We start from the raw sequence: 26,480 nt of genomic DNA on the forward strand, positions 1-26,480 counted from the left end.
ATCAGACCATAAAAAAAAGCACAAAAATGCATCAGTTTACTATCGGAATTGAGGAAGAATATCAGATTATTGATGTTGAAAGCCGCGATTTAATATCTCATGTTTCGAAAATCATTGAGGGCGGAAAATCTGTTTTAAGTGAAAACTTAAAGCATGAAATGCACGAATCTATGATTGAGATGGAAACCGGAATCTGCCAGAATATTCAGGAGGCAAAAGCTGAGCTTACCAACCTGAGAAGACATCTCATTAAAACCGCACACGAACAGGGACTGCGTGTATCCGGAGGTGGAACCCATCCTTTTTCCAATTGGGAACACAATACAATCACCAATGGCGAAAGATATAATAAAATTGTTGATGATATGGGTGATGTGGCGAGAGGAAACCTAATTTTCGGGTTGCATGTTCACATTGGGATTCCAAATCGTGAAGAAGGGGTGAGAATTCAGAATGTTATGCGTTATTTTCTTCCTCATGTCTATGCACTTTCAGTAAATTCACCTTTCTGGATCGGAAGAAATACGGGATTTAAATCTTACCGTCAGGAAATTTTTGTGAAATTTCCAAGAACGGGTATTCCAAGTTTTTTCAACTCTTTGGCTGAGTTTGACAGCTATGTAGATCTTTTGGTAAAAACCGGAACTATTGATAACGCCAAAAAAATCTGGTGGGATCTCAGAGTTCACCCTTTTTACCCAACCATTGAGTTCAGAATCTGCGATATGCCTTTAAGAATTGAGGAAACCGTATGTCTTGCTGCCATCATGCAGAGTCTTGTCGCAAAAATTTACAAACTTCATCAACAAAACTTAAGCTTCCGAAGCTACAGAAGACTGCTTCTGAATGAAAACAAATGGCGCGCTTCCAAAGATGGTATTCATTCTAAACTTATAGATTTTGGTAAAGAAGAATCTGTACCTTATCCTGATCTGCTGAAAGAACTTCTTGAGTTTATTGATGATGTAGTAGATGACTTAGGATGCAGAAAAGAAGTAGAATATGCATGGAAAATACTGGAAAACGGAACAGGAGCCGACAGACAGCTTAAAGTATATCAGGAAACAGGAGATCTGAAAAAAGTAGTTGATTATATGATTTCTGAAACAGAATACGGAATCACTCACAGCGAAAATGCTTTGTAATTTTTTAATAACTTTGCCTAAATTTTAAAATTATGACAGAGGTAAGAATTGCGTTGCTGGATATGAACAACAACCATGTCAATCAAGGATTTAGAAATATTAAAGAAATTTCGGAAGCTTTTAAGCAAGAGTCAAAAGAAGAAATTTCCATCCGGACTTTTGATGTAAGATACAAAAATGAAATTCCGGCAATAGAAGATTTTGACATATTTATTTCTTCGGGAGGTCCAGGAAACCCTCACAGAGAAGGTCATGAATGGGAAGATCAGTTTGCAGATTTTCTGGATGCTGTGTATAATCATAATCTTCAAAACGAAAACAAAAAATATCTTTTCCTGATTTGTCATTCTTTTCAATTGGCAAGTATTCATTGGAAATTGGGCAATATCTGCAAAAGAAAATCTTATTCCTTTGGCGTGATGCCCGTTCATAAAACCGAAGAAGGTAAAAACGAGTTTTTATTTAAAAACCTTCCGGATCCTTTCTATGCAGTAGATTCCAGAGCATATCAGTTTATAGAATCGGATGCAGACCGTTTTGAAGAACTGGGAATGCAGATTGTTGCGATTGAAAAATTCAGACCGCATATCAATCTGGAAAGAGCGGTAATGGCAGTTCGTTTTTCTGATGAGATTTTCGGAACCCAATTCCATCCTGAAGCAAACCCTTCTGGAATGATTGAAAATCTCAAGGATGAAAAAAATAAAGAAGCGATGATTGAAAACTACGGAATGGAAAAATATCTTGAGACGGTTGACCGGATGAATGATGAAGATAAGATTGTCTTAACACAGGCTCAGATTTTACCGAGATTTTTACGTTCAGCAAAAAAGAATATTTTAAAAAAAAATGAAGTTTTAGTCTGAACAAATTAAAAATAAACAATGAAAATCGAGCATAACTGCTCGATTTTTTAAATCACAAAAAAGAAAAAGAATATGATTTCAAAATACAGAAAACAGTTTAATCAGGAATTTTCTCAGGAAAAATACGAAAAGGTAAAAAATTTAATTAAAGAAAAAAGCGGGATCGAATCAGGATTTCGGCTGTCAGAAAGCCCTCTTTTTCTAACGAAAGAATTTGAAGCCAAACTTCTGGATGCTAGCGAAAGCATTATCGACCAAATCAAAAATCTACCTGAAGGTATTCTGGAAAAAGCAATTCCAGAGAACTGTAAAGTACCGAATGACACCAGACAACCCCATTTTTTCACCATAGATTTTGGAATCTGCAGAAGCGAGAACGGTAAGATTGAGCCTCAATTGATAGAACTTCAGGCTTTCCCTTCTTTGTATGCTTTTCAGAAAATTTTTGAAGATACTCTTTGTGAAGTCTACCCTTTTCTTTCCGAAATTAAAAACAGAATGACTTCGGAAGAACTGAAACAACATTTAACAGAATTAATCATCGGAGACGAAAATCCCGAAAATGTTATTTTACTTGAAATTTTTCCCGAAAAACAAAAAACGTTGATTGATTTTGTTTTAACTGAAAAACTTTTAGGAATCAAAACGGTTTGCCTTACTAAAGTAAAAAAAGAAGGCAAAAAACTTTTCTACGAAAATGAAGGAAAGAAAACTGAGATCAAACGTATTTATAACCGTGTAATTTTTGATGAACTGGACAAGATTCCGGATCTTAAAATAGAATTTGATTTTCGTGAAGAGGCAGATGTAAAGTGGATCACCCATCCTAACTGGTTTTTCAAAATTTCAAAATTTCTTTTACCCATGCTCAATCATCAGTTTGTACCGAAAAGTTACTTTCTGCATGAGTTTCCGGAAACTGAAAATCTTGAAAATTTTGTATTGAAACCTCTATTTTCATTTGCAGGAAGCGGAGTCAATCTAAATCCGACAACAGAAATTACTGATGCTATTGAGGATAAAGAAAATTACATCTTACAAAGAAAAGTAAACTACGAACCGATTTTTGAAGACATCAACGGTGAATTTTCAAAAGCTGAAATCCGTTTATTGTACATTTGGAGAGAAAATGAAGACCGCCCTGTTCTTTTGGAAAATCTCGGAAGAATGACGAAAGCAGCAATGGTAAATGTAGATTTCAATAAAAAAGACGCTATCTGGATCGGAAGTTCTAATGCTTTTTTTGCTGAAGAATAATCATATGTTGAAAATAAATTTCGGCGGCATCTTCGATGCCGCCGAAAATTTTAACTTCTTTTATTTTTAATTAAATCTTGCCATCTTCAAGCAATTCTCTTGCCTGATAATCCTGTACCAGATCAATAGCATTCGAAATAACATCACTCAACGCGGTGATGAAAGTTCCTTCTTCAGCCATACTCATTGCATGTTTTAGTGCTTCAATTTCTTTTGGAATAATCTCATAGCTTACATCTCGACCTGATTGCTGAATACCGTCTATAATCAGACCGTTGATCTCATCTTCCGTTCTTCCGCGCAGATGTTTTTCGTTACGGATGATGATATAATCAAACATTCTTCCGGCAATTTTTCCGCAAAGTTTAATGTCTTCATCTCTTCTGTCACCCACTCCGGAAATGATTCCTATCTTTTTAGTTGACTCTACATTTTTCAGATAATCTTCAATAGCTTCATAACCTGCAGGATTATGGGCAAAATCAATTAAAACTTTAAAGTTTTTAAATTTAAAAACATTCAGTCTTCCGGGTGTAAGCTGTGCACTGGGAATAAAAGTGCGCAGAGAGTTGGAAATATCCTCAATTCCAAAACCATACAGATAACATGCTAAACTCGCTGCTAAAATATTAGAAATCATGAATTTAGCCTTACCTTCCATTGTAATAGGAAAATCTTTAGCCTTTCCGATTCTTATTTTCCAGTCACCTTTTTTGATGGTCACAAAACCTTCTTCATAAACACAGGTAGTCCTTCCCTCTTTTGCAAATTTTTTGATATGCTCATTATTTTCGTCCAGACTAAAAATAGCCACTTGACTCGGTAAGTCATTGATGATCCGCATAGAATATTCATCATCAGCATTCATTACACTCCATCCGTTTTTCTTCACGCTGTCAAGCACTACCCTTTTTACCCTTGTAAGATCTTTAAGATTGTGAATATCATTCATTCCTAAATGATCTTCTTTAATATTGGTTAATACACCGATATCACATTGTCCGAAACCTAAGCCCGAACGAAGAATCCCTCCTCTTGCAGTTTCCAGGACAGCAAATTCCACCGTTGGATCTTTTAAAATAAATTCAGCTGAAATAGGACCAGTTGTATCTCCTTTTGTCAGCATCGTATTCTGTATGTAAATTCCGTCAGAAGTTGTGAATCCTACTCTGTAGCCGTTACTTTTAACGATATGGGCAATAAGTCGGGTTGTGGTTGTTTTTCCGTTAGTTCCCGTTACTGCAATAATAGGAATAGTAAAAGGTCTTCCCGGCGGATAAAGCATATCAACAACAGGAGCAGCGACATTTCTTGGCAGTCCTTCGCTCGGTGCAAGGTGCATTCTGAAACCAGGTGCCGCATTAACTTCAATAATAGCACCGCCGCTTTCTTTCAATGGCTGCGTCAGATTTTCCGCCATGATGTCAATTCCACATACATCAAGCCCGATAATTTTCGAGATCCTTTCTGCCATTGTGATATTTTCAGGATGTACCATGTCGGTTACATCAATAGAAGTTCCGCCTGTAGAAAGATTCGCTGTGGATTTCAGATAAACGACCTCTCCTTTTTGAGGAACTGTTTCCAGCGTATACTGAAGCTTTTCCAATAATTCCAGCGTGTCTTTATCAACATTGATTTCTGTTAGGACATTTTCATGACCATATCCCCTTCTAGGATCCTGATTTTCTTTATCAATAAGGATTTGAATATTAGACTCACCATCTCCTACCACATGAGCAGGAACTCTTCTTGCGGCAGCCACCATTTTGTTGTTGATGACCAAAACTCTGAAATCGTAGCCTGTAATATATTTTTCTACAATTACTTTTTTAGAATATTTCTGAGCATGCTCCAGACCAATTAATGCAGAGTCAAAATCATTTACATTAATAGAAGACCCTTTTCCGTGATTGCCGTCTAAAGGCTTGATCACCACAGGAAAACCAATCTTTCTGATAACATTTCTTAATCCGTCCTCATCTATTACCAAATCTCCCATCGGAACAGGTATAGCAGCATCATGAAGCATTCTTTTTGTAAGTTCTTTATTGCACGCAATATCTACGGCAATAGAACTGGTTTTCCCTGTAATTGTTGCCTGAAAACGCTGTTGATTAACACCGTATCCTAATTGCACCAATGAATTACTTCCCAATCTTATCCAGGGAATTTTTCTGGAAACTGCCTCTTCTACGATACTTCCTGTAGAAGGTCCCAATCTGACACGTTCTCTGATTTCCTTAAGCTTTTGAATACAGGCATTAATATCGTATTCTCTATTTTCAATAAGAGCTTCGGCAATGGCAACAGACTGTTCGGCTGCGTAAATTCCGGCATTTTCTTCTATATAATCAAATACAACATTGTAAACACCCGGAGTTTTTGTTTCCCGGGTTCGTCCAAAACCGGTATCCATTCCTGCAAGAGTCTGAATTTCGAGAGCAATGTGCTCAATAACATGTCCCATCCATGTTCCGGTTTCTATTCTGTGAAAAAAACCGCCTTTAACGCCTTCTGAACAGCGATGGCTGATAAGCGAGGGCAGAAGCTTTTCTATTCTTTCTCTGAAACCATCAATTTTATTGGTAGGAAAATTTTCCATCTCCTCAAGATCCAGTCTCATCTGGATCAGCTTTTTTCTTCTTATACTCCAGATATTCGGACCGCGAAGCGCCTGTATTTTTTCAATTTTCATAGTTTAGCTCAAATAATTTTTTCTAATTAATAAATACATCATTTCAAATCAAAGATAATGCAAAACATGAAAAAAATACGTACCACCGTTGAAGATTTATGAAAAAAAATATTTAATAGTTAAGATCTTTAAAATCAAACTAATTACTTTAAAAAACTTTATTAAATTTCATCAACAATGAATAATTTTCTACTTTTGTAAGCATGAAACCTGTTGGAAAATTAATTATTATCGGCGGAGCGGTGAATAAAGGCAGCTTTACCGAAACAGATTACGATCAGAATGTTGAAAAAAATCTTAACTTTTTCGAAAGAGGAATTCTAAGAAAAATCATTACTGAATCTAAAAACAAAGAAAATTCTATTATTGAAGTGATAACTACCGCTTCACAGATTCCCCAAATCGTAGGAGCAGAATACAAGAAAGCTTTTGAATTTTTGGGAGCTAAGAATGTAAATATTCTGGATATTCATAACCGTGAAGAAGCCAATTCTGACGCTATTGTAGCAAGAGCCAACGCAGCAGATGTGGTAATGTTTACGGGCGGTGATCAGCTCAGACTGACTTCTATCCTTGGCGGGACAAGATTTCACGATGCTATTTTGCTGAAATATCAGGAGCAGGATTTTATCTACTCCGGAACTTCCGCAGGTGCAGCAGCAGCTTCCGAAAACATGATATACCAAGGAAGCAGTTCTGAAGCTTTGCTGAAAGGAGAAATAAAAACAACGCAGGGATTAGGTCTTATTGATAATGTCATCGTTGATACGCATTTCGTTCAGAGAGGAAGAATAGGACGGCTTTTTCAGGCTGTCGTAAGCAATCCGAGAACTTTGGGAATTGGTCTTGGGGAAGATACGGGTCTTTTTATTCATAACGATGTCATGACTGCAGTGGGATCCGGACTTGTGATCATTGTTGACGGAAGATTCATAAAAGATACCAATCTTACCAATATTAATCTTGGAGAGCCTATTTCAATTGATAATCTTACCGTTCATGTAATGTCTATGAATGATCACTATGACCTGAAGACAAAAACATTAACGATTGAAAATTCTCAGTTTAACCCGATTCCACAAACTTAAAAGCAATTATTGATTAATAACAGCTTATCAATTATCATCTTATCAGACTACATTATGAAAATCATCATACACGGCGGATTTTTTTCCGAAAGCGACCAAAGCAAGGATACCAAAATCGCCAAGCAAAACTCTTTGAAAGATATTGCTGAAAAATCTTTTGACTATCTAAAAAATCATTCGGCTGTAGAAACGGTTGCTTTTGCAGTTTCGCTTTTAGAAGATGACGAACTGTATAATGCAGGAATAGGCTCACAGATTCAAAGTGACGGCATCATAAGAATGAGTGCTGCCTTAATGGACGGAAGCACCCAGAAAATGAGCGGTGTTATCAATATTGAAGATGTAAAAAATCCTGTTTTTGTTGCTCAGGAATTAATGAAAGAAGAAGATAGAGTTCTGGGAGGAATCGGAGCTAAAAAATATGCTTCCGAACATGGTTTTGAAAATTTTTCTACAGAAATACCACAACGCAGAAGCGAGTATGAGGCAAAACTGCAAAATGGCGGAAAAGGAACTGTTGGATGTGTAGCTTTGGATAAAGATGGCAGACTTGCTGTGGCAACCTCAACAGGCGGAAAAGGCTTTGAAATTCCCGGAAGAATTTCAGATTCTGCTACTGTAGCAGGAAATTATGCCAATGAATTTTGTGCAGTAAGCTGTACCGGTGTGGGTGAAGATATTGTAAGCAATGCAACGGCAGCTAAAATAGTAACTCGTGTAACAGACGGTTTAAGCTTAAAAGATGCTTTCGGTAAAACATTCTCCGAATTAAAGCTCATCGACGGTTTTGCAGGTGCTATCGCAATTGATAAAAACGGAAATATTTTTCATCAGGATTCTCATCCCACAATGGTTTTCGCAAGTTTCGACGGAACTGATTTTGAGATTTTTGAATAAAAATTAACATATTTTTATTACTGTCTTCTGGTTTTTTGGCACGTATTTTACATACTTAATATTAACAAATTTAATATTATAACATTTTAAAAATCAGAAATCATGGGAAATAAAACAAGCGGACTTTTAGCTTTATTAGGACTAGGTGCATTAGCTTACTGGAAGTATAAAAAATCTACTCCTGAAGAACAACAAGCTGTAAAAGACAAAATCAATAATGCGAAAGATAATATCAACAAGTGGGGAAATGATTTAAAAGATAAAGCCAATGAAGTTGTTTCTCAGGCACAAAATAAAATGGACGAAGCTAAAACAAAAGTAGAAGATACAGCTTCCAACATTTAAAAAGCGACATATATATTATTCAAAACATTCATATACAAAGAAAGTCATCATCACGATGACTTTTTTTGTGCTTTAATAGAATAAACCATAGGAATTTTATTTCCAAATCTTTTAGTGCGCCATTTTCCTTTTTCAAATTCTTCAATATGTTTGAAACAAGGATAAGGAGACCAGTCGAACTCCTTAAAAGTTTTGATTTCTAAATTTTTGCTGATTAAATTCTGTAAAACTTCAGATAAAGAATGATTCCACATTACATAATCCTGAACAATATCGGCAGAAAAATCTGCGTAAGTTCCCTCATACGTCTCTGAGATTGGTTTTTCATTAAAATAATTATAAGATACTTCTGTAAAATCATCATCATACATCCAAACCACAGGATGAAACTCCGCCATGATAAAATGTCCGTCTGGTTTCAAAAAATGCGAAACCACATTTGCCCATTTTTCAAGATCGGGCAGCCAACCAATAGTTCCGTAGCTGGTATAAACAACATCAAATTTTTCATGCAGAATATTGGGTAATTCATAAACATCAGAACAAATAAATTCAACTTTTTCATGGCATTTTTCAGCTAGACTTATTCCTGCCTCAATGGCCTTATCAGACAAATCTACCGCCGTGACTTTTGCTCCCATTCTTGAAAGTGAAATGGAATCCTGTCCAAAATGACATTGAAGATGCAAAACAGATTTGCCTTTAAGATCATCTAAAAGTTCCAGTTCTATTGAATTTAAAGAAGTACGTCCTTTTATAAATTCATCAACAAAATAAAAATCAGATTGAAGGTGCGTTTCTACCTTTGCATTCCATGAGTTTTTATTGATTTCGAGATAATTTTCCATAGATATTGATTTAGTTATTCATCATTTAATTTGATAAAACGAAATTTAATTTTTATTAATAAGCTTTATATCATTTATTTAATCTGACAAAGTCATTTATACACTTTTTAAACTGCGGTAAAGAGTATTAAATGATAAATGTACTAAATATTCTATTGACAGATGTTTTGTAACAAAAAACTCTTTAATATGTGTACTACCTCATTTGCCAAATTCATTTAAAAACTTATCTTTGCAAAAATTTTGGTTTCCAAGAGATTGGAACTAAGAGGGAATTGGGCGAAAATCCCAGACTGTCCCCGCAACTGTAAATCGTATAAAAAATTTTCTGCAAAAAACCACTGTGTACAACGGGAAGGTGCAGAAAAACGAAAGTCAGGAGACCTGCCAGAATTTAAATATAAAAAGAATTGCTTTCGGAGGAAAGGCAAATGTATTATGAGTTTAAAGAAATCATTCGTCTTCGTTTCTGCGTTTTTCTGTCTGGACCTGTATTTCGGTCAGGAAACCCCAATTGATACGGTTTACATTTTTGATAATCAGATGAAAAAGGCTAAACTTTTTCATGAGGTTACTACATTAACTGCATCAGATATTCAAAAAAACTCTTCTAATTTATCTGAAGTTTTACGATTTCAGTCTCCAGTTTACATTAAAGAAAATGGTCGTGGAGCTGTTTCCTCACCTTCATTCAGAGGAACTACCGCACAACAGACTGCATTTGTATGGAACGGAATCAATATCAATTCTCAGTTTCTCGGACAAGGTGATGTAAACAATATTGCACTTTTCGGATATGACCAATTGGAAATAAAATCCGGTGGCGGAAGTGTGATCTATGGAAGCGGTGCTATTGGCGGAAGTATTCACCTTAATAATGAGCTGAGTTTTAACAAAGGATTTAACGGAGTGATTCATTCTGAACTTGGCTCGTTTGATACCTATAATAACCTGGCAAAAGTATCTTTCAGCAATGACCGATTTAGTTTTAAAGTTTCCGGAAATTATCTGATTAGCGAAAACAATTATCAGGTAGAGGAAGAAAATTATATCAACCGAAACGGGAAATTTTACAATACCACCTTCAATATCGGAGCTTCATACAGGATTTCCAAAAAAAATGCAGTCTCTTGGCAAAGCCAATGGTATAACGCTGTACAGAACTATCCGGTTTTTGAAGATAACGGAAACCGTACAAAATATGAATCTCAGACTGTAAGAAGTCTGCTTGCCTGGGATTTCAATCACAAAAAAATATCCAACAGTCTGAAAGCAGCATACACTGAGGAAAATTTTCAATATTTCGGGATTGAAAAAGCCCCTGAAACCAGCGGCGGAACAGGGAAAAATTATATTGTAAAAAATGATTTTAATTTCTATATCATCCCAAAACTGAATCTTAACTTTATTGGAGAATTTCAGCATAACAAAGGAGAAGGATATAAATCAGGAATTGCAAACGTAAGCAGAAATGTTGGTTCTGCTGCGGTATTATTAAGATATTTTATTTCACCAAAATTTTCTTTTGAAGCTGGTGCAAAGCAGGATTTTGTAGAGGATATCAATTCGCCGTTTTTATATTCTTTTTCAGGGAAATGGAATGCAAACAAATGGTATCGGCTTACAATGAATTTTTCAAAAAACTTCAGATTTCCCTCATTTAATGATTTATACTGGGAACAAGGCGGAAACCTCAACCTGAAACCTGAAACTTCCATTCAAACTGATATGACTCATGAGCTTAAAGTCTTTGATTTTACGCTGAAAGTAAGTCCGTATTACATGAAAATCGACCAGATGATCCGCTGGCTTCCGACACCTTTTGGTTATTGGTCTGCATTTAACACTCAAAAAGTAGAATCTTATGGTTTAGAATCCCAATTGATGTATCAAAAAAAACTGAATCATCATCAATTAAGATTAACCGCAGGATATATCTACGCAAAATCTACTGATTTGGAAACACACAAACAGCTCATGTATGTTCCGCTGCATAAGTTTTCTGCCAATATTGATTATGAATATGATTTTGTGAAAATATACGCACAGGGATTGTTTAACGGACTGACTTACACCACTTCCGATGAAAGTAAAAAATATGCAATCTACCCATATTTTGTAATGAATGCAGGAGCTTCGGCAACATTAGCAAAAAAATACACTATAGGATTAAGAGTGAATAATATTATCAATACCATCTACGAAACGGTAGCGTATTATTTTATGCCTAAAAGAAACTACAGCGCTTATGCAACAATTAATTTTTAAAATATTTAAAATATATACTTATGAAATTTAACAAATTACTACAGATTATTTGCGGGTTCGTACTGTTTTTTTCACTTTCCTGTACCTCAGAATACGAAGAAACCATAACCGAAATTAGTTACCAAAACGGATATTTCATTACTAATGAAGGAAATTACGGACAGCCGAATGCCGAAGTTAGTTTCGTTACAAAAGATCTGAATCTCCTTCAAAATGACATTTACAAAGCGAACAACAATAACGAAAATCTGGGAGACGTTCTTCAAACCATGGTAGTCAGCGGAGATAAAGCATTTTTATTATTGAACAATTCCAATAAAATTCAGGTTGTCAACCGTTATACATTCAAAAAAATCGGGACTATTACCAGCGAGATCAATCAGCCTCGTTACATGGCAGCTGCTAATAATATGCTGTATGTTTCTAATGATCAGTATTTAGGTGCTAAATATGTAAGTGTTTATAAAACTTCAGATCTGTCTTTTGTGAAAAAAATCACGTTTTCTGATACTGCGGAAAGAGTTGTATCAGCAGGTGGAAATATTTTCGTGCAAAATGCCACTTACGGCTTTGGAAATACACTTACTAAAATTAATACCACAACCAACGAAATTGACGGCACACCTATCCCTGTTCCCAACGGAAACATCAACAAAACAATTGCTTATAACAACAATGTGTATGTAATTGCAGAAGGAACTGCCAATTCTTACCTTTATGAAATTTCCCCTGCAGGTACCATTACAAAGAATATAACATTGACCAATATTCCCAATGCAACCAATCTGCAGATTGATGGTGGAAAATTCTTCTTCAGCTCAGCAAACAAAATCTATTCTATGGATTTGAATGCAACAGCTGCTCCTACTGCTCCTATCATTACAGCAGTTGACGGCGGACAGTATTATACTTTATACGGATTCAATGTAATGGACGGAAGAATTTTCACTTCTGATGTGAAAGGATTTTCTCAGGCAAGTGAAATGAATGTGTACACCACATCAGGAACTTTAATCAAGAAATTTACTGTCGGAATGGGCGCAAACGGAGTTTATTCTAACTAATTGTAAAACGTCTTTTAACAAGTTCGGCGGCATCAAAGATGCCGCCGAATTTATTTTATGACCAAACTTCTAAGCTAATTTCAAACCTAACTTCCCAGCTTCTGAAATCACAAAATTCCGGGCTTCTTCACTGTTATTGGCAATTTCACCTTCCAGAATAGCTTCCTTTACTTTCTCCTTTAAAATACCAATTTCACGTCCCGGCTGCAGATTAAACATCATCATAATTTCTTCACCTGAAATAGGCGGCTGAAAATTTCTTACCTGATCTTTTTCCTCAACCTCTTTTATTTTTACCGCAACATATTCAAAATTCTTTTTAAATTTCTCCTGTTTTCTGGAGTTTTTGGTGGTAATGTCAGCTTTGCAAAGCGTAAAAAGATCTTCAATATCTTCACCTGCATCAAAAAGCAGTCTTCTCAATGCAGAATCTGAAGCATCATCTGTAATCAGAGCTATGGGTCTGGAAGAAAGTTTCACCATTTTCTGAACATATTTCATATCATTTCCCAATGGCAGTTTTAATCGCTGAAAAAGATTTTTTACCATTTTTGACCCTAAAAATTCATGCCCGTGAAAAGTCCAGCCTATTCCTTCCACAAATTTTTTGGTAGGCGCTTTTCCTATATCGTGAAGCAAAGCAGACCATCGCAGCCACAGATTATCAGTATTTTCAGAAATGTTATCAACAACTTCCAGAGTGTGATAAAAATTATCTTTATGAGTCTGTCCTTCTACTTCTTCTACTCCTTTTAAATCAATCAGTTCGGGGATAATAATTTTCATTAAGCCAACTTCCGCCATTAATTTTAGCCCCACAGACGGTTTTCTGGAAAGCATAATTTTATTAAATTCCACCATAATTCTTTCCATAGAAACAATTTTGATTCTTTCTGCTTCCTGTTTGATGGCATTCAGCGAATTTTCTTCAATCTGAAATTCTAAAGTAGAGGCAAACCTGATGGCTCTCATCATTCTCAGCGGATCATCCGAATAGGTTTGTTCAGGCTCAAGCGGCGTCTTCAAGATTCCATTCTTTAAATCTTCCATTCCGTTGAAAGGATCAATCAATTCACCAAAATTATTCTTGTTAAGTGAAATTGCCATTGCATTAATGGTAAAATCACGTCTTTTCTGGTCATCTTCAATTGTTCCGCCTTCTACTTCGGGCTTGCGGCTGTTTTCAGTATAGCTTTCCTTTCTGGCTCCAACAAATTCAAGTTCCAGATCTTTATAGCGGATCATCGCTGTTCCGTAAGTTTTAAAGACCGAAACCTTCATTTTAGGATCAATTTCTTTTCCTACATTTTGAGCAAGTTCAATTCCGCTCTGCTCAGTAACAAAATCAATATCGGTAGAAGCTTTTCTTTTCATAAGCAGATCACGCACATATCCTCCGACAATATAAACCGACTGATTATTCTGTGATGCAGCTTCAGAAATGAGCTTAAAAAGTGTAAGATTTTTATTTTGAGCTAGATTAATGAACATTTTTTTGGATGTTAAATTTTTTGACTGCAGATATTGACTTCAGATATTTTTAATTAAAAAGCCTTCATCAAATATATAACCACTAAGAAATCTTAGATAGTTTTTAACTAAATCTCCGGTTTCTTAATGGTTTTAGGATGGCAAAGATAACCATTTAAGGCAAAAACTACAAAAGACAGTTGATGATTACGCCTCGAAAGCTTTTGCTGAAATCATTATTCTCTTAAAACTTTAATGCGGTTATTATTCCAGATCTTTATAACAGATGAGCCTGAATATTTTGAAACTTTTTCTCTGTCTTCCTCTACCGCATAATCTACAAGACTAATCATTTCGGGAGAAATATCAGAAAATTGCAACGGACTTTTGTCGCCGCTGAAATTTGCAGAAGTAGAAACCAAAGGTTTGTTGAGTCTGGAAATAAGCTTTTTGCAAAAATCATTTTTTACAAGGCGAATTCCTATGCTGCCATCTTCTGCCAATAATTCTTTGGGTAATCCTCTGGGATTTTCGTAAACGATGGTAACCGGTTTTTCGCTGAGATCAATGATTTCCCAAGCCATTTCCGGAACATCTACCAGATCCTGCAGCCTTTTTTCAGACTCGACGAGAATAATCATCGACTTATTTTTTTCCCTTTTTTTTATCTCAAAAATTTTTTTGACTGCCTCAACATTTGTTGCATCACAGCCAATGCCCCAGATGGTATCTGTAGGATAGAGTATCGTTCCGCCCGACTGAAGTATTTTTATGATTTGTTCCATAAAGATCTTTTGTAGTAAATTAAAGCAAATTTACGGTTTCTTGATGGAAGATGATTTACTGTACAAAATCAATGTTATAAGATATTTGAAATATAAATTAAAAAAATCCTTAGATATTTTCTAAGGATTTTTATTCTTTCAGCTTTCTTTATTGACTCAGAATCATTGCCGCTTCTTTTGCAGCATAGGTGAAAATCATGTCAGCTCCGGCTCTTTTAAAGCACGTAAGGCTTTCAATAATCGCTTTATCATTATCAAGCCAGCCGTTTTGGACAGCCGCTTTTAACATTGCATATTCTCCGCTTACATTATAAACCGCAATAGGCAGATCAATCGCTTCACGAACTTTAGAAACAATATCCAGATACGGAAGTCCGGGTTTGATCATAATAATGTCTGCTCCCTCTTCTACATCTTTGAAAACTTCATTAAGGGCTTCACGGGAATTGTGAAAATCCATCTGATATGTTTTCTTATCCTTAGGAATTTCCATCGTATCTTTTGGTGCACTATCTAATGCACTTCTGAAAGGCCCATAAAATGAACTTGCATATTTTGCGGCATAACTCAGAATACCAACATCCTGAAAACCGTTTTCTTCCAAAGCTTCACGGATAGTCAAAACTCTGCCATCCATCATATCACTCGGTGCCACAATATCAGCTCCTGCTTCAGCCTGCGAAACTGCCATTCTTGCCAAAGCATCATTGGTAGCATCGTTTACAATTTTTCCGTTTTCTATAATTCCGTCATGACCATATATAGAATAAGGATCTAAAGCAACATCTGGCATTACGATCATTCCGGGAACAGCATCTTTAATCGCTTTAATGGTATTCTGCATAAGTCCGTCTTTATTCCAGGCTTCTTTTCCGGTATTATCTTTTAGATTTTCAGAAACTTTCATATAAAGATTAACGGCTTTTACACCTAAAGAAAAGAGTTCTCTGCATTCTTTTACCGTAAGATCAATGCTTCTTCTGAAAATTCCCGGCATTGAAGGAATGGCTTCTTCTTTATTTTCACCTTCCATCACAAAAACAGGCATTACAAAATCATTGACAGAAAGACTGCATTCTCTTACTAAACTTCTCACAGACTCGTTTACTCTCAGCCTTCTGTTTCTAGAATATATCATTTTTGGAATACTTTTTGAATAATTTATTGCAAATTTAATACAACTTAAGCAAAAAACTGTTGCATTGTATTATAGAATATATTATTTTTGTTAGTAATATTTAAGCAAATTATTTGTTGATGAGAAAATTTTTACTTTTAATTATATTAATCAATGCTTCTGTCGCTTTTTCCGACGGAGCAAAAGCTCAGACAAGAGAGCCTTCGTCACTATCCCAGAAGTCGGATGATGGTGTGCTTACGGCATATCCTAATCCTGCTAAAGATTTTCTGATGGTGAAAGCTAAAGATGCCTCTTTAAAAATAAAAAATGTAAGCTTTTACTCTATTTTAGGAACACAGGTTGCGAGTTACAATATCAACAGCAATAGCGCAGAGATTAATATCCAAAAACTGAAGCCCGGGAAATATCTCATCAGATATATTCTGAGTGATAATACCCAAAAGGTTACCCAAATAGTGAAACAATAAAACTTAAATCCTGATAATCATCAGGATTTTTTCTTTTGGCAATATTTTTTTCAATTATTCCGTAACTTTCGGATTATTTTTAAACTAATTGTAAAAACAATTGCATGTTAAAAGCTGAAAACATTACTAAAACTTACAATGCAGGAATAAAAACTGCTTTGGATGATTTTAGCATCCATGTTCCCAAAGGAAGCATTTATGGACTTCTGGGACCTAACGGAGCCGGAAAAACCTCTTTTATCAGAATCATTAATCAGATTACACAGGCAGATTCAGGAGAAGTTTTAATCAACGGACAAAAACTAAATCCCGAACACATCAAAGATATTGGCTATATGCCTGAAGAAAGAGGACTTTATAAAAATATGAGTGTCGGAGATCAGATTCTATATTTCGGTGAGCTAAAAGGAATGAAAAAAAACGATGCTCTAAACGAAGCTAAAAAATGGTTTGAAAAACTTCACATTGATCAATGGTGGAAGAAAAAGCTGTCTGAACTTTCCAAAGGGATGGCTCAGAAAATACAGTTTGTTGTTACGGTGCTTCACAGACCTCATCTTTTGATTCTGGATGAGCCATTTTCAGGATTTGATCCTGTAAACGCAAATCTTATCAAAGATCAGATTATTGAGCTCAAGAATAATGGTACTACCATCATTCTCTCTACCCACAGAATGGAAAGTGTAGAGCAAATGTGTGATTATGTAGCTTTAATCAACAATTCTAAGAAAATTATTGACGGAAGAGTCTTTGATGTTCGCGAAAAATTCAAAAAGAATATTTTCGGAGTAACTTTATCTGATGTGAATGAGCAGCAGTTTAATTATTTTAAAGACAGGTACGAAATATTTAATATTAGCAATGAAAATAAGCTTGTTTCATTTGATTTGAAGAATGAAAACGATCAGAATCTTATTTTATCGGATCTTATCAATGTAGGCAAAGTAAGATCGTTTGATGAGAAAATTCCAAGCATGAACGAAGTATTTATTAATGCCGTAAGCAATCATTCTTAGATTATGAATAATATTTTTTTAATTACCAAAAGAGAATTTCTTACGCAGGTTAAGAAAAAATCTTTCATTATACTTACTCTTTTAGCTCCATTGATGATTATTGCTTTTGGGACGGTCATCGGGATGATGTTTAAAGCCAATGAGTCTCATGTGGCAATACAGGTAGTGGACAACAGCGGACTTTTTAAAGACCAATTGAAGTCTGATGATAAAATCAACTATGAATTTATATCTTCAGCCGAAGAACAGTCAAAAATCAAAACTTTAAAAGGCAACGAAAATCTTGACGGAATTTTGGTTTTACCTGCTTTAACGACAAATAATTTTGATGATCTTGAAAAAAACACCCGCCTTGTAATCAATACAAAAATCGGGTTTGATACGAAGCAGCGAATTGTTTCAGACATTACTGACGTAATCAAAAAAGAGAAAATAAAAAAGCTGGGAATACAGGAAAGCCAGCTAAAAAATCTTGATAAAAGCTTTAGCCTGAAAACCATTAATGTTTCTGAGAACAATCAAGAAGATTCTGATCTTGCAGTAGGGATCAAAAGCGGACTGAGCATGATCCTTATGTATGTTACATTTATGTTTATCATCATCTACGGTGTGCGCGTTATGCGAAGCGTTTTGGAAGAAAAAAATAACCGCGTGGTAGAAATTATCATTTCATCGGTAAAGCCTTTTGAACTGATGATGGGAAAAATTCTGGGTGTAACAATGGTTGCTCTTACCCAGTTTATTGTCTGGATTTCTATGTCGGTTGTTGGTGCGCTTATTTTAAATACAGGCTTCAATTCTATTCAGAAAAATATTCCCGGCGGAGATGAAACAGTTCTCAGCAAACTGGATATTCCTCAGATTGCCACGCAGATTTCTCATGGTCTGCTGGAACTGAATTTCCCGCTGATCATTTTTGTTTTTATTGTTTATTTTCTGTTAGGATATATCTTCTACAGTTCTGTATATGCCGCTATCGGATCGGCTGTAGATAACGAAACTGAAACACAGCAATTTACTTTATTTGCAATTTTACCTCTTACTTTAGGAATGTACGGAAGTTTTTCTATTCTGAATAATCCAGACGGTCCGGTAGGATTCTGGATGTCTATGATTCCGTTTACTTCTCCTGTCGCAATGATCGCAAGAATTCCTTTTGGTGTTCCGGCGTGGGAAATTGCACTTTCTATTGCTCTTCTTTTAGGAACTACTGTTTTTATGATTTTCCTTGCAGGTAAAATTTACCGTGTCGGAATTTTGATGTATGGAAACAAGGCAACAATGAAAGAGCTTTGGAAATGGATAAAAAACTAATAATTGAAAATACTTTTAAGCTCAATTGATAAATTGATTTTTCATTTAACATAATTAAAATTAATCTTACGTAAATTTGTTCTGTAAAATTATTATTAATGAAAATACAGGGTAAAAATGCCATCATTACAGGAGGTGGAAGAGGTTTGGGAAAAGCAGTTGCTTTGATTCTTGCAAGCGAAGGTGTAAATATCGGAATCACAGGAAGAAATGAAGAAAACCTGAAAATGACGGTGGACGAGATCCAGAAACTGGGTGTAAATGCACATTATGCAGTTTTCAGTATGGATAACGAAATTCAGGTAAAAGCAGGATTAGACTCTTTAGCTCAACAGCTGGGCGGTGTAGATATTCTGATCAATAATGCAGGAATCGGTGATTTTGGTTCTATTGAAGAAATGCCGACAGAAACCTGGGAACAGGTAATAAAGACCAATCTTTTCGGAGTTTATTATGCTGCAAAGACAGTATATCCTTATATGAAAGAAAAAGGACAGGGTGACATTATCAATGTTGCATCAACTGCAGGTCTGAAAGGTGGTCCCAACATGTCTGCTTATGCTGCTTCTAAAGCTGCTGTAATTTCACTTTCACAGTCTATGATGGCAGAATGGAGAAAACAGAATATAAGAGTCATCACTCTAACACCAAGTACTATTGCATCAGACATGTCGATTCAGGGAGGTCTTACCGACGGAAATCCGGAAAAAGTACTTCAACCGGAAGATTTTGCAGAATGGGTAAGAGATATTCTTAAAATGAACAAAAGAGCAATGATCGCCAATGGTTCTATCTTTTCTACTAATCCGTAGAGAATTATATTTCTACTTTGCATCTTTATAAAAGATGTATTGTTTCATACAATATCCATTATTCAATATAAAAGACAATTCTCACGAGTTGTCTTTTTTTATTCTCTGACCTTCACCAAGTGAAAACATCCGTTCACCAAGTGTTCAAAATTTCAGCTTTCATTCGTGGTAATTTTACTTTAGAAATTTAAATAATAAACATTATGAAACTGAAACATCTTTTATTAGCAGGAATTTTCGCTGCAGGAAGTCTAATGAATGCGCAGGAAATAAAGAAAAACTTCATCGAAGTAACAGGAGTTGCAGAAATGGAAGTAGAGCCGGATGAAATTGTTTTCAATATCGGAATCAAGGCCGAAAACAAAAATCAATTGGCAGACAATGAAAAGCTTTTATTTGAAACCCTTAAAAAAAGTGGTGTGAAAAATGAAGACATCAAGTTTAAGTCAATGCATCAGAACTTATATTCAAAAACAACAAAATTTACCAAAAGTTTTCAGTTTAAAGCAAATGCTAAAACCAATATAAGCAAGCTTTTTGAAGATCTGAACCAGAAATGGGTAAGCAACCTGAATATTGCTGAAGTTAAAAACACAAAAATTGCAGATTTCAGAAAAGCAGTTAAAATTAATGCATTAAAATCAGCTAAGGAAAAAGCAGATTATCTTTTAGGGAGCATCAGCAAAAAAACAGGAGATGCAATTGAAATCATTGAGATTGAAGATTATATGAGTGATTCTGTTCTTCCTGTCGCATATAAAAGTAAAATAGCAAATATACAGCTGGAAATCGCAGACCAAGTTGTTGACTATTCGTTTGAGAATATCGAAAACATCAAGCTTAAGTACAGCATCAAAACAAAATATGAGATTCTTTAAAAGCAAATGACATGAATACTTTAAAAATTTTAACAATTACAGCCGGTGTGGCTGCTCTTTTAAGTACAGGAAAATTATCCGATAATCAACGCAGTAACAAAACGATTGCAACAAATGTAACAGAAAGTAAAAGCGAAGAGTTCCCAAAACCGATAGAGATTTCAAAGGATAATAAAATTCAGGTGGCTTTACTTCTTGATACTTCCAACAGTATGGATGGTCTGATTGATCAGGCAAAATCAAGGCTTTGGAATATCGTCAATACTTTAACTACTTTAAAATATAACGGAAAATCTCCTCAGATAGAAATTTCTCTTTATGAATACGGAAATGACGGATTGCAGGATGAAAACTACATAAGACAGATTACGCCTCTTACACAGGATCTGGATCTTGTTTCTGAAAAGCTTTTCGCATTAAGAACCAACGGCGGAAGTGAATATTGCGGAGCGGCCATTCGGGATGCAGCCAATAATCTTAAATGGGACGGAAATGAAAAGAGCATGAAACTGATTTACATTGCCGGAAATGAGCCTTTCGATCAGGGAAATATCAATTATAAAGATGCTGTTACTCAAGCCAAAAATAAAAATATCTATACCAACACTATTTTTTGCGGAAACAGAGAAGAAGGAATCAGAAGTTTCTGGCAAAATGGAGCAAACCTGGGGAACGGCAGATATTTCAATATTGACAGCAATCAGAAGGTTATTTATATTGAAACACCTTATGACATAAAAATTTCCCAATATAACTCTCAGCTTAATGACACTTATATTTCTTACGGAAATCGCGGGTATGAAATGAAAAATAAACAAACTTTGCAGGATGTAAATGCTGAATCGCTGTCTTCATCAAATGCTGTAGAGAGAGTTGTAAGCAAATCTAAAAAAAATGCATACAAAAATGATCATTGGGATCTGGTGGATAAAGTTGAAAAAGACAAAGCCTATATTTCATCCATAAAAGAAGAGGAACTGCCTTCTGAACTGAAAGGTAAAACTAAAGCTGAAATTACAAAAATTGTTGCTCAAAAAGCTTCAGAGCGGGAAAAAATTCAAAAAGAGATTGAGATTTTAGCTAAAAAAAGACAGGAATTTATAGATCTGGAGATGAAAAAAAGAGGAAATTCAGACACCGATGATCTGGTGAAAGCAATTGAGCAATCTATTGCCGAAATTGCAAGGAAAAACGGATATAGTTTTTAATACCTTACTTAAGGTTAATATTGTTTATCAGTTTCGAGGTTCGGCTTCGCCGAACCTCGAAACATTTATATAGTAATTTATCTTCCAAATTTGAAATATTCTGTGAGATGATGTTTTTTGTTCTTTAAATATGCCGAAGCCATTTCCATTCCGGTCACCGAAAAGGTAATTCCGTTTCCGCCAAAGCCTAAAACAAAATATGAATTTTTAAAATTTCCGTGAGTTCCAATGTAAGGAAGCCCGTCTTTTGTCTCGCCAAAGGTTCCTGCCCACACGAAATCCGTGTAAAAAGGATAATCTGGTTTAATCTTTTTTAATATCCTTAGAATCTCTTTCTCCTTTTTATTCAGTAGTGAATCTCTCTTTTCAGGATTAGAAAAATCTTCATCACCCCCTCCTATCAAAAGCCGGTTGTCATCTGTGGAACGCATGTACATATAAGGAGTATCTGTATTCCAGACTAATGTGTTTTCTATATTTTTAAACTGATCCTGATCTATTTCAGAAACAACGGCATACGTAACCTTTAGATTTACAAAATGCTCCTTAATCATCATACTGCTTTCATAGCCAACACAATAAATGATTTTTTTTGCTTTAATATTGAATCCTTCTGTTGTTAGGGCTAAATTATGATCTCTCAGATATTTTACAGATTTCATTTCTGTTTTATCATAAACTTTAAGACCTTTTTTCACATTAAATCTCAGCAGTTCATGTGCAAATTTAAATGCATCAATACTTGCGCCTTGCTTAGACAGAATAGCTCCGTATGTATTCTGAAAGCCAAACCTATCTTCTACGTCTTCACTTCCAAGCCACGAGACTTCAAAACCTGCTTTTTTCCTGATTTCAAACTCTTTTTCCAGCCATTTTACATCTTTTTTTTTAGAAGCATAGTAAAGTGACTGCTTTTTCCTGAAGCCCGCCCGTGATTTAATTTCCTTCGTAAGCTTTTCCAGCTGATCTATTGCTTTTGAACAGGCTTTGTAACTTTCTACGGCACCCTTCTCACCAATCAGTTCTATTAATTTGTAAAGCGGAGTATCAATTTCGTACTGAAGCATTGAAGTGGTTGCAGCAGTACTGCCGTTGCACACTTCCCTTTTATCAATCAAAATAGTATTATAGCCATCTTTAATCATCTGATGAGCAATAAGACTCCCTGTAATTCCTCCGCCAATGATGAGTACATCACATATTTCGTCTGATTTCAGCGATGGATAAGAAGATACCAAACCATTTTTTATCAGCCAAAAAGGTTCGTTAGATTTAAGGTTCATAAAAAATATTTTTCAGAGACTTATCAATAATTGCGCCTTAAACTGTGTTAATATATAATTATGGTTTAATTATTGATAAATTAATCTATCATACACCATTTAAAATTTAAATTATGATCACAATTATTAATGATGCACCGGAAAACGTAGCTGCATTCTGCGCTACAGGAGAAATAACCAAAGAAGATTTCGAAAATATTGTAATTCCGCGTGTGAAGAAAAAGGTAGAGCAGTTTAATGAACTTAATTATTTGCTGTATTTAGATACCGACCTTGGTAATTTTACCGCAGGAGCATGGCTTCAGGATGCTTTACTGGGAATTAAAAACCTTACAAGATGGAACCGGGCTGCCATCGTAACGGATAAAGAAGGCGTTCAGAATTTCACAGAAATTTTTAGTGTACTGATGCCGGGAGAATTCAAATCTTTCCCTAAAAAGAATCTATATAACGCATTATTTTGGTGTCAAAACGGAAATGAAGTAGAAACAGAAACATCAGCAGTATAAACAAAACAGCTCAGAAAATTTCTGAGCTGTCATTATTTTTAGTGAATATGCTTTTCTGCGTGATAAGAACTTCTTACCAAAGGTGAGCTTTCCACATGTCTGAATCCTAAACTTCTCGCAAAATCTCCCAACTCATCAAATTCTTCCGGAGTAATGAATCTTTTTACCGGTAAATGCTTTTTCGTCGGCTGAAGATATTGTCCTAAAGTAATAACATCCACATCAGCATTTCTAATGTCTTCAATGGTCTGAAAAACCTCATCTTTCGTTTCTCCCAAACCAAGCATTACTCCTGTCTTCGTACGCCTTTGTCCGGCTTCTTTTAGATATTTCAATACATCAAGACTTCTCTCATATTTTGCCTGAATTCTTACTTCTCTGGTAAGTCTTTTTACTGTTTCCATATTGTGAGAAATCACTTCGGGAGCTACATCAACCAATCGGTCGATATGTTTTGTAATCCCCTGAAAATCGGGAATAAGAGTTTCCATAGTTGTTCCCGGAGAAATTCTTCTTACAGCATTCACTGTTTCGGCCCAAAGTATAGATCCCATATCTTTCAGATCATCACGATCTACCGATGTAAGCACTGCATGTTTTATTTTCATCAGCTTAATAGATCTTGCCACTTTTTCCGGCTCATCCCAGTTTACATCAAGAGGTTTTCCTGTTTTTACGCCGCAGAATCCGCAGCTCCTTGTACAGATATTCCCAAGAATCATAAATGTTGCAGTGCCTTCGCCCCAACATTCTCCCATATTAGGGCAGCTTCCGCTTTGACAAATGGTGTTTAATTTATATTTATCAACCAAAGTTCGGAGTTCACGGTAATTTTTTCCTGTCGGAAGTTTTACTCTGATCCATTTTGGCTTTTGAACGGTTGTATCCTGTAATAAATTTTCCATTTCTAAAATTGAACTTCAAAGTTAGTGATTTTTTTATCGAAACCATCAAAGATGATGATTGATGAAAAACTATATCAACATAAATATATACATGGCAACAAGTTGAAAATACAATAAACAGAACAAGTTTATTAAAAAGAAAAGTTTCTGTAAAAAAAATAGGTCCCAATAATTGAGACCTATTTTTTTTAATTTAAATCATAAATTAATCGACAATTTCAAATTCAACCGGAATGGTACCGTGGTCCATATCTCCGATCTCATCGAACGCCGCCTTAGACATATCTAATGCCCTTGACGAATGGAAAGGTCCTCTATCATTAATCACCACTATCACCTCTTTTCCATTATTCAGATTGGTAACTTTTACTTCAGTTCCAAAAGGAATCGTTCTGTGTGCTGCAGTGAGTTTTGAATTATCAAAAACATCTCCGCTGGCTGTTTTTCTACCGTTAAACTTATCGTGGTAGTACGATGCATAACTTGTTTTCTTCGCTTCTGCGGCATCATATTTGAAAGAATAAATACCGAAGGTTGAAATCATCATTATGATTACGAGAATGAATCTTTTCATCATTTTGAACTTTTACTTGTTTGACGAGGCAAAAGTATAATGAAACTTTTTATCCGCCTATTTTAAATGTTAACAAATGTTAACAAAATGCAAAATAAAAGTTAAATATATTTATAAATACCTATAAACAGGCAACTTAAGAGATGTTGTTAAAAAATGTTAAAAAAAACCCTTAAAAGTTAACATAATTAACGAAAATCATCAATATTCACCAACTTAACAAACTATAAACATTTAAAAATCAATATCTTATAACGATTATAACATTCCTTAAAGCTATGGTAATTCTAAGGCATATTATTAGTCTTTCTCTTGTTTACTTTGAAAACCGATAGCTCTTCTGGGTTCCTCCACTACCTGATATGTTTGAAGCTCTGTTTTTATATCCTGAACTCTTTTCTGAAAATCATCAAAATTATTGATTACAACATCAGTTAAAAATCTTGCAACCAGATTAAGATATTCCTGTGTAAGTTTGGCAGCAGCATCCCTCAAAGCACCATGAAGAAGAGTTTCATCTATGATAAGATTTTCATTTCTGGTACGTTGATAAGCATTTTTAATTCTTTTCTTAAGACTTTGCGTAAAGTCTATCAGCATAGTATTGCTGAATACTTTCATTTTTGAGGCAACTTCACTCCAGAACGGAACTTTGTCTGCATGATTTTTTTTCAGGATTTTATAAAGCAGTGAATCTTTATCCAGATTTCTGGTAATATGGAACAAAATGATTTCTGCCCTTTCAGCTGCATTTGGCGGAAAAATGGGAATCATCACATCAAATCTGCCGGGCGCAAGTATTTCCTCATCAATTTCTGCAACAGAGTTTGCCGAGCCCACCATCAGCAGATTTTCGCTTTCAAACTTAGAAATGTGATGCAAAACTATTTCCTGAGTTTCCAGATTAGCATAGGCAACATCTTTTTCTGCCTTTCGCTGCATCATTATTTCATCAAAATCTTCAAGGAACATCAAAACACGATCATTCTTCATCATGGTTAAAAGAAAATCGTTGAAGCTTGTCTGATTTCCATCTACAAAAGAAGTTCCGAGATAATATTTTTTGATTTCCTTAAACTCATAATTAATAATTTCTGCAATTTTATTTGCCCAGAAAATCTTTCCGCTTCCGGGAGGTCCGTAAAGAATAATTCCGGCAGGTTTATTAATGCCCCAATCTTTGATTTGCTGAGGATTTAAAAAAGGTTCCAGAACACTCGAAATATAAAAGAATAAATCTCTGTAACCAATAAAATCACGTTGCTGAAGACTGGTTTTATTTCCGAAATAATCGTAGACAAATTTATAGTTTCCGCCTAATTTATTATCAATTCCGTAGCTGGAAACGGAGGAACGGTAAAAACCATTATCGAAGATGTTTTTTTCCTTTATGGCTTTTTCTATCTGTTCTTTCGGCTGATTGATTTTCTCGGCAATCTGCTCAACGGTTTTCTTTTTGTCTAAATCTTTCTCGTATTCTTTTAGAAAATCAACATTTTCCCGAATAAATTTTTCGAAATCTTCCTTAACCTCAAAGTTGGCAGAGATACAATCTGTTAAAACCAGATCAAAATCCTGAATAAAACGTTTAATGGCTTCGGGAGAAACATCCAGTTCTTTTGCAAGCTGTATTAACTTCATA

The 26,480-nt window shown here is 35.2% G+C and carries 24 protein-coding genes and 1 riboswitch; of the genes, 15 read left to right on the forward strand and 9 right to left on the reverse strand.

Going from position 1 to position 26,480, the window contains the following annotated elements; genetic code table 11:
* Window positions 1-26 precede the first annotated feature (26 nt).
* The 3 genes from AC0NBN_RS05300 to AC0NBN_RS05310 all read left to right on the forward strand — a co-directional run bounded on the left by AC0NBN_RS05300 (window position 27) and on the right by AC0NBN_RS05310 (window position 3,268).
* Window positions 27-1,145 carry a carboxylate-amine ligase gene (locus AC0NBN_RS05300; protein WP_160812005.1) on the forward strand — a complete coding sequence of 373 codons (1,119 nt, stop codon included), beginning with the start codon at window positions 27-29 and terminating at the stop codon, window positions 1,143-1,145.
* A 32-nt stretch (window positions 1,146-1,177) separates the two neighbouring features.
* Window positions 1,178-2,011 (forward strand): type 1 glutamine amidotransferase, encoded by an 834-nt coding sequence (locus AC0NBN_RS05305; RefSeq protein ID WP_474467390.1) that lies wholly within the window; start codon window positions 1,178-1,180, stop codon window positions 2,009-2,011.
* 72 nt (window positions 2,012-2,083) lie between these two features.
* Window positions 2,084-3,268, forward strand: coding sequence for a hypothetical protein (locus tag AC0NBN_RS05310; RefSeq protein ID WP_160812006.1), 1,185 nt, complete (start codon window positions 2,084-2,086; stop codon window positions 3,266-3,268).
* 70 nt (window positions 3,269-3,338) lie between these two features.
* On the opposite strand, the gene cphA is transcribed toward AC0NBN_RS05310, so the two are convergent.
* The gene (cphA, locus tag AC0NBN_RS05315; protein WP_143884458.1) at window positions 3,339-5,966 is read right to left on the reverse strand and encodes a cyanophycin synthetase; all 2,628 of its coding nucleotides are present in this window, start codon (window positions 5,964-5,966) and stop codon (window positions 3,339-3,341) included.
* Between the two features lie 203 nt (window positions 5,967-6,169).
* Here cphA and AC0NBN_RS05320 point away from each other — a divergent pair, with 203 nt between their 5' ends.
* The 3 genes from AC0NBN_RS05320 (at window position 6,170) to AC0NBN_RS05330 (ending at window position 8,296) form a co-directional block, all read left to right on the forward strand.
* A complete protein-coding gene (locus AC0NBN_RS05320) occupies window positions 6,170-7,054 on the forward strand; it encodes a cyanophycinase (protein WP_143884459.1) in 885 nt (294 codons plus the stop codon).
* Between the two features lie 54 nt (window positions 7,055-7,108).
* Window positions 7,109-7,951, forward strand: coding sequence for an isoaspartyl peptidase/L-asparaginase (locus AC0NBN_RS05325; RefSeq protein WP_160812007.1), 843 nt, complete (start codon window positions 7,109-7,111; stop codon window positions 7,949-7,951).
* A gap of 102 nt (window positions 7,952-8,053) precedes the next feature.
* Window positions 8,054-8,296: a YtxH domain-containing protein gene (locus AC0NBN_RS05330; RefSeq protein ID WP_143884461.1), complete on the forward strand. Its 243-nt coding sequence runs from the start codon at window positions 8,054-8,056 to the stop codon at window positions 8,294-8,296.
* A gap of 50 nt (window positions 8,297-8,346) precedes the next feature.
* Here the strand turns inward: AC0NBN_RS05330 and AC0NBN_RS05335 are convergent, their stop codons facing one another.
* On the reverse strand, window positions 8,347-9,144 hold the full coding sequence (locus tag AC0NBN_RS05335) for a class I SAM-dependent methyltransferase (RefSeq protein WP_185147329.1): 798 nt from the start codon (window positions 9,142-9,144) through the stop codon (window positions 8,347-8,349).
* 227 nt (window positions 9,145-9,371) lie between these two features.
* Window positions 9,372-9,550, forward strand: a riboswitch (cobalamin riboswitch).
* A gap of 32 nt (window positions 9,551-9,582) precedes the next feature.
* Here AC0NBN_RS05335 and AC0NBN_RS05340 point away from each other — a divergent pair.
* Both AC0NBN_RS05340 and AC0NBN_RS05345 read left to right on the forward strand, forming a co-directional pair.
* Window positions 9,583-11,412, forward strand: coding sequence for a TonB-dependent receptor plug domain-containing protein (locus AC0NBN_RS05340; RefSeq protein ID WP_143884463.1), 1,830 nt, complete (start codon window positions 9,583-9,585; stop codon window positions 11,410-11,412).
* A 20-nt stretch (window positions 11,413-11,432) separates the two neighbouring features.
* On the forward strand, window positions 11,433-12,476 hold the full coding sequence (locus AC0NBN_RS05345; RefSeq protein ID WP_143884464.1) for a YncE family protein: 1,044 nt from the start codon (window positions 11,433-11,435) through the stop codon (window positions 12,474-12,476).
* 69 nt (window positions 12,477-12,545) lie between these two features.
* On the opposite strand, the gene AC0NBN_RS05350 is transcribed toward AC0NBN_RS05345, so the two are convergent.
* The 3 genes from AC0NBN_RS05350 to hemB all read right to left on the reverse strand — a co-directional run bounded on the left by AC0NBN_RS05350 (window position 12,546) and on the right by hemB (window position 15,869).
* Window positions 12,546-13,967, reverse strand: coding sequence for a CCA tRNA nucleotidyltransferase (locus AC0NBN_RS05350; RefSeq protein WP_143884465.1), 1,422 nt, complete (start codon window positions 13,965-13,967; stop codon window positions 12,546-12,548).
* Window positions 13,968-14,182: 215 nt separating this feature from the next.
* Window positions 14,183-14,731, reverse strand: coding sequence for an L-threonylcarbamoyladenylate synthase (locus AC0NBN_RS05355; RefSeq protein ID WP_160812008.1), 549 nt, complete (start codon window positions 14,729-14,731; stop codon window positions 14,183-14,185).
* Between the two features lie 148 nt (window positions 14,732-14,879).
* Window positions 14,880-15,869 (reverse strand): porphobilinogen synthase, encoded by a 990-nt coding sequence (hemB, locus tag AC0NBN_RS05360; RefSeq protein ID WP_160812009.1) that lies wholly within the window; start codon window positions 15,867-15,869, stop codon window positions 14,880-14,882.
* A gap of 119 nt (window positions 15,870-15,988) precedes the next feature.
* Here hemB and AC0NBN_RS05365 point away from each other — a divergent pair, with 119 nt between their 5' ends.
* The 6 genes from AC0NBN_RS05365 to AC0NBN_RS05390 all read left to right on the forward strand — a co-directional run bounded on the left by AC0NBN_RS05365 (window position 15,989) and on the right by AC0NBN_RS05390 (window position 21,567).
* The gene (locus AC0NBN_RS05365; protein WP_143884468.1) at window positions 15,989-16,339 is read left to right on the forward strand and encodes a T9SS type A sorting domain-containing protein; all 351 of its coding nucleotides are present in this window, start codon (window positions 15,989-15,991) and stop codon (window positions 16,337-16,339) included.
* A 104-nt stretch (window positions 16,340-16,443) separates the two neighbouring features.
* Window positions 16,444-17,355 (forward strand): ATP-binding cassette domain-containing protein, encoded by a 912-nt coding sequence (locus tag AC0NBN_RS05370; protein WP_160812010.1) that lies wholly within the window; start codon window positions 16,444-16,446, stop codon window positions 17,353-17,355.
* Window positions 17,356-17,358: 3 nt separating this feature from the next.
* The gene (locus AC0NBN_RS05375) at window positions 17,359-18,669 is read left to right on the forward strand and encodes an ABC transporter permease (RefSeq protein WP_143884470.1); all 1,311 of its coding nucleotides are present in this window, start codon (window positions 17,359-17,361) and stop codon (window positions 18,667-18,669) included.
* A gap of 98 nt (window positions 18,670-18,767) precedes the next feature.
* Window positions 18,768-19,481, forward strand: a complete 714-nt coding sequence (locus AC0NBN_RS05380; protein ID WP_160812011.1) for a 3-ketoacyl-ACP reductase — start codon at window positions 18,768-18,770, stop codon at window positions 19,479-19,481.
* A gap of 203 nt (window positions 19,482-19,684) precedes the next feature.
* Complete coding sequence (locus tag AC0NBN_RS05385) at window positions 19,685-20,359, forward strand: SIMPL domain-containing protein (protein ID WP_160812012.1); 675 nt, start codon at window positions 19,685-19,687, stop codon at window positions 20,357-20,359.
* Window positions 20,360-20,370: 11 nt separating this feature from the next.
* Window positions 20,371-21,567: a vWA domain-containing protein gene (locus AC0NBN_RS05390; protein ID WP_160812013.1), complete on the forward strand. Its 1,197-nt coding sequence runs from the start codon at window positions 20,371-20,373 to the stop codon at window positions 21,565-21,567.
* A 77-nt stretch (window positions 21,568-21,644) separates the two neighbouring features.
* Here the strand turns inward: AC0NBN_RS05390 and AC0NBN_RS05395 are convergent, their stop codons facing one another.
* On the reverse strand, window positions 21,645-22,850 hold the full coding sequence (locus AC0NBN_RS05395; RefSeq protein WP_160812014.1) for an FAD-dependent oxidoreductase: 1,206 nt from the start codon (window positions 22,848-22,850) through the stop codon (window positions 21,645-21,647).
* A 113-nt stretch (window positions 22,851-22,963) separates the two neighbouring features.
* Between AC0NBN_RS05395 and AC0NBN_RS05400 the strand changes: the two genes are divergently transcribed.
* On the forward strand, window positions 22,964-23,359 hold the full coding sequence (locus AC0NBN_RS05400) for a SpoIIAA family protein (protein WP_160812015.1): 396 nt from the start codon (window positions 22,964-22,966) through the stop codon (window positions 23,357-23,359).
* 38 nt (window positions 23,360-23,397) lie between these two features.
* Here the strand turns inward: AC0NBN_RS05400 and lipA are convergent, their stop codons facing one another.
* The 3 genes from lipA to AC0NBN_RS05415 all read right to left on the reverse strand — a co-directional run bounded on the left by lipA (window position 23,398) and on the right by AC0NBN_RS05415 (window position 26,479).
* On the reverse strand, window positions 23,398-24,264 hold the full coding sequence (lipA, locus tag AC0NBN_RS05405) for a lipoyl synthase (RefSeq protein WP_160812016.1): 867 nt from the start codon (window positions 24,262-24,264) through the stop codon (window positions 23,398-23,400).
* Between the two features lie 205 nt (window positions 24,265-24,469).
* Complete coding sequence (locus AC0NBN_RS05410; RefSeq protein WP_143884477.1) at window positions 24,470-24,841, reverse strand: septal ring lytic transglycosylase RlpA family protein; 372 nt, start codon at window positions 24,839-24,841, stop codon at window positions 24,470-24,472.
* 297 nt (window positions 24,842-25,138) lie between these two features.
* Complete coding sequence (locus AC0NBN_RS05415) at window positions 25,139-26,479, reverse strand: ATP-binding protein (protein ID WP_160812017.1); 1,341 nt, start codon at window positions 26,477-26,479, stop codon at window positions 25,139-25,141.
* Window position 26,480: the final 1 nt, after the last annotated feature.

This window comes from Chryseobacterium sp. L12 (assembly GCF_056133985.1).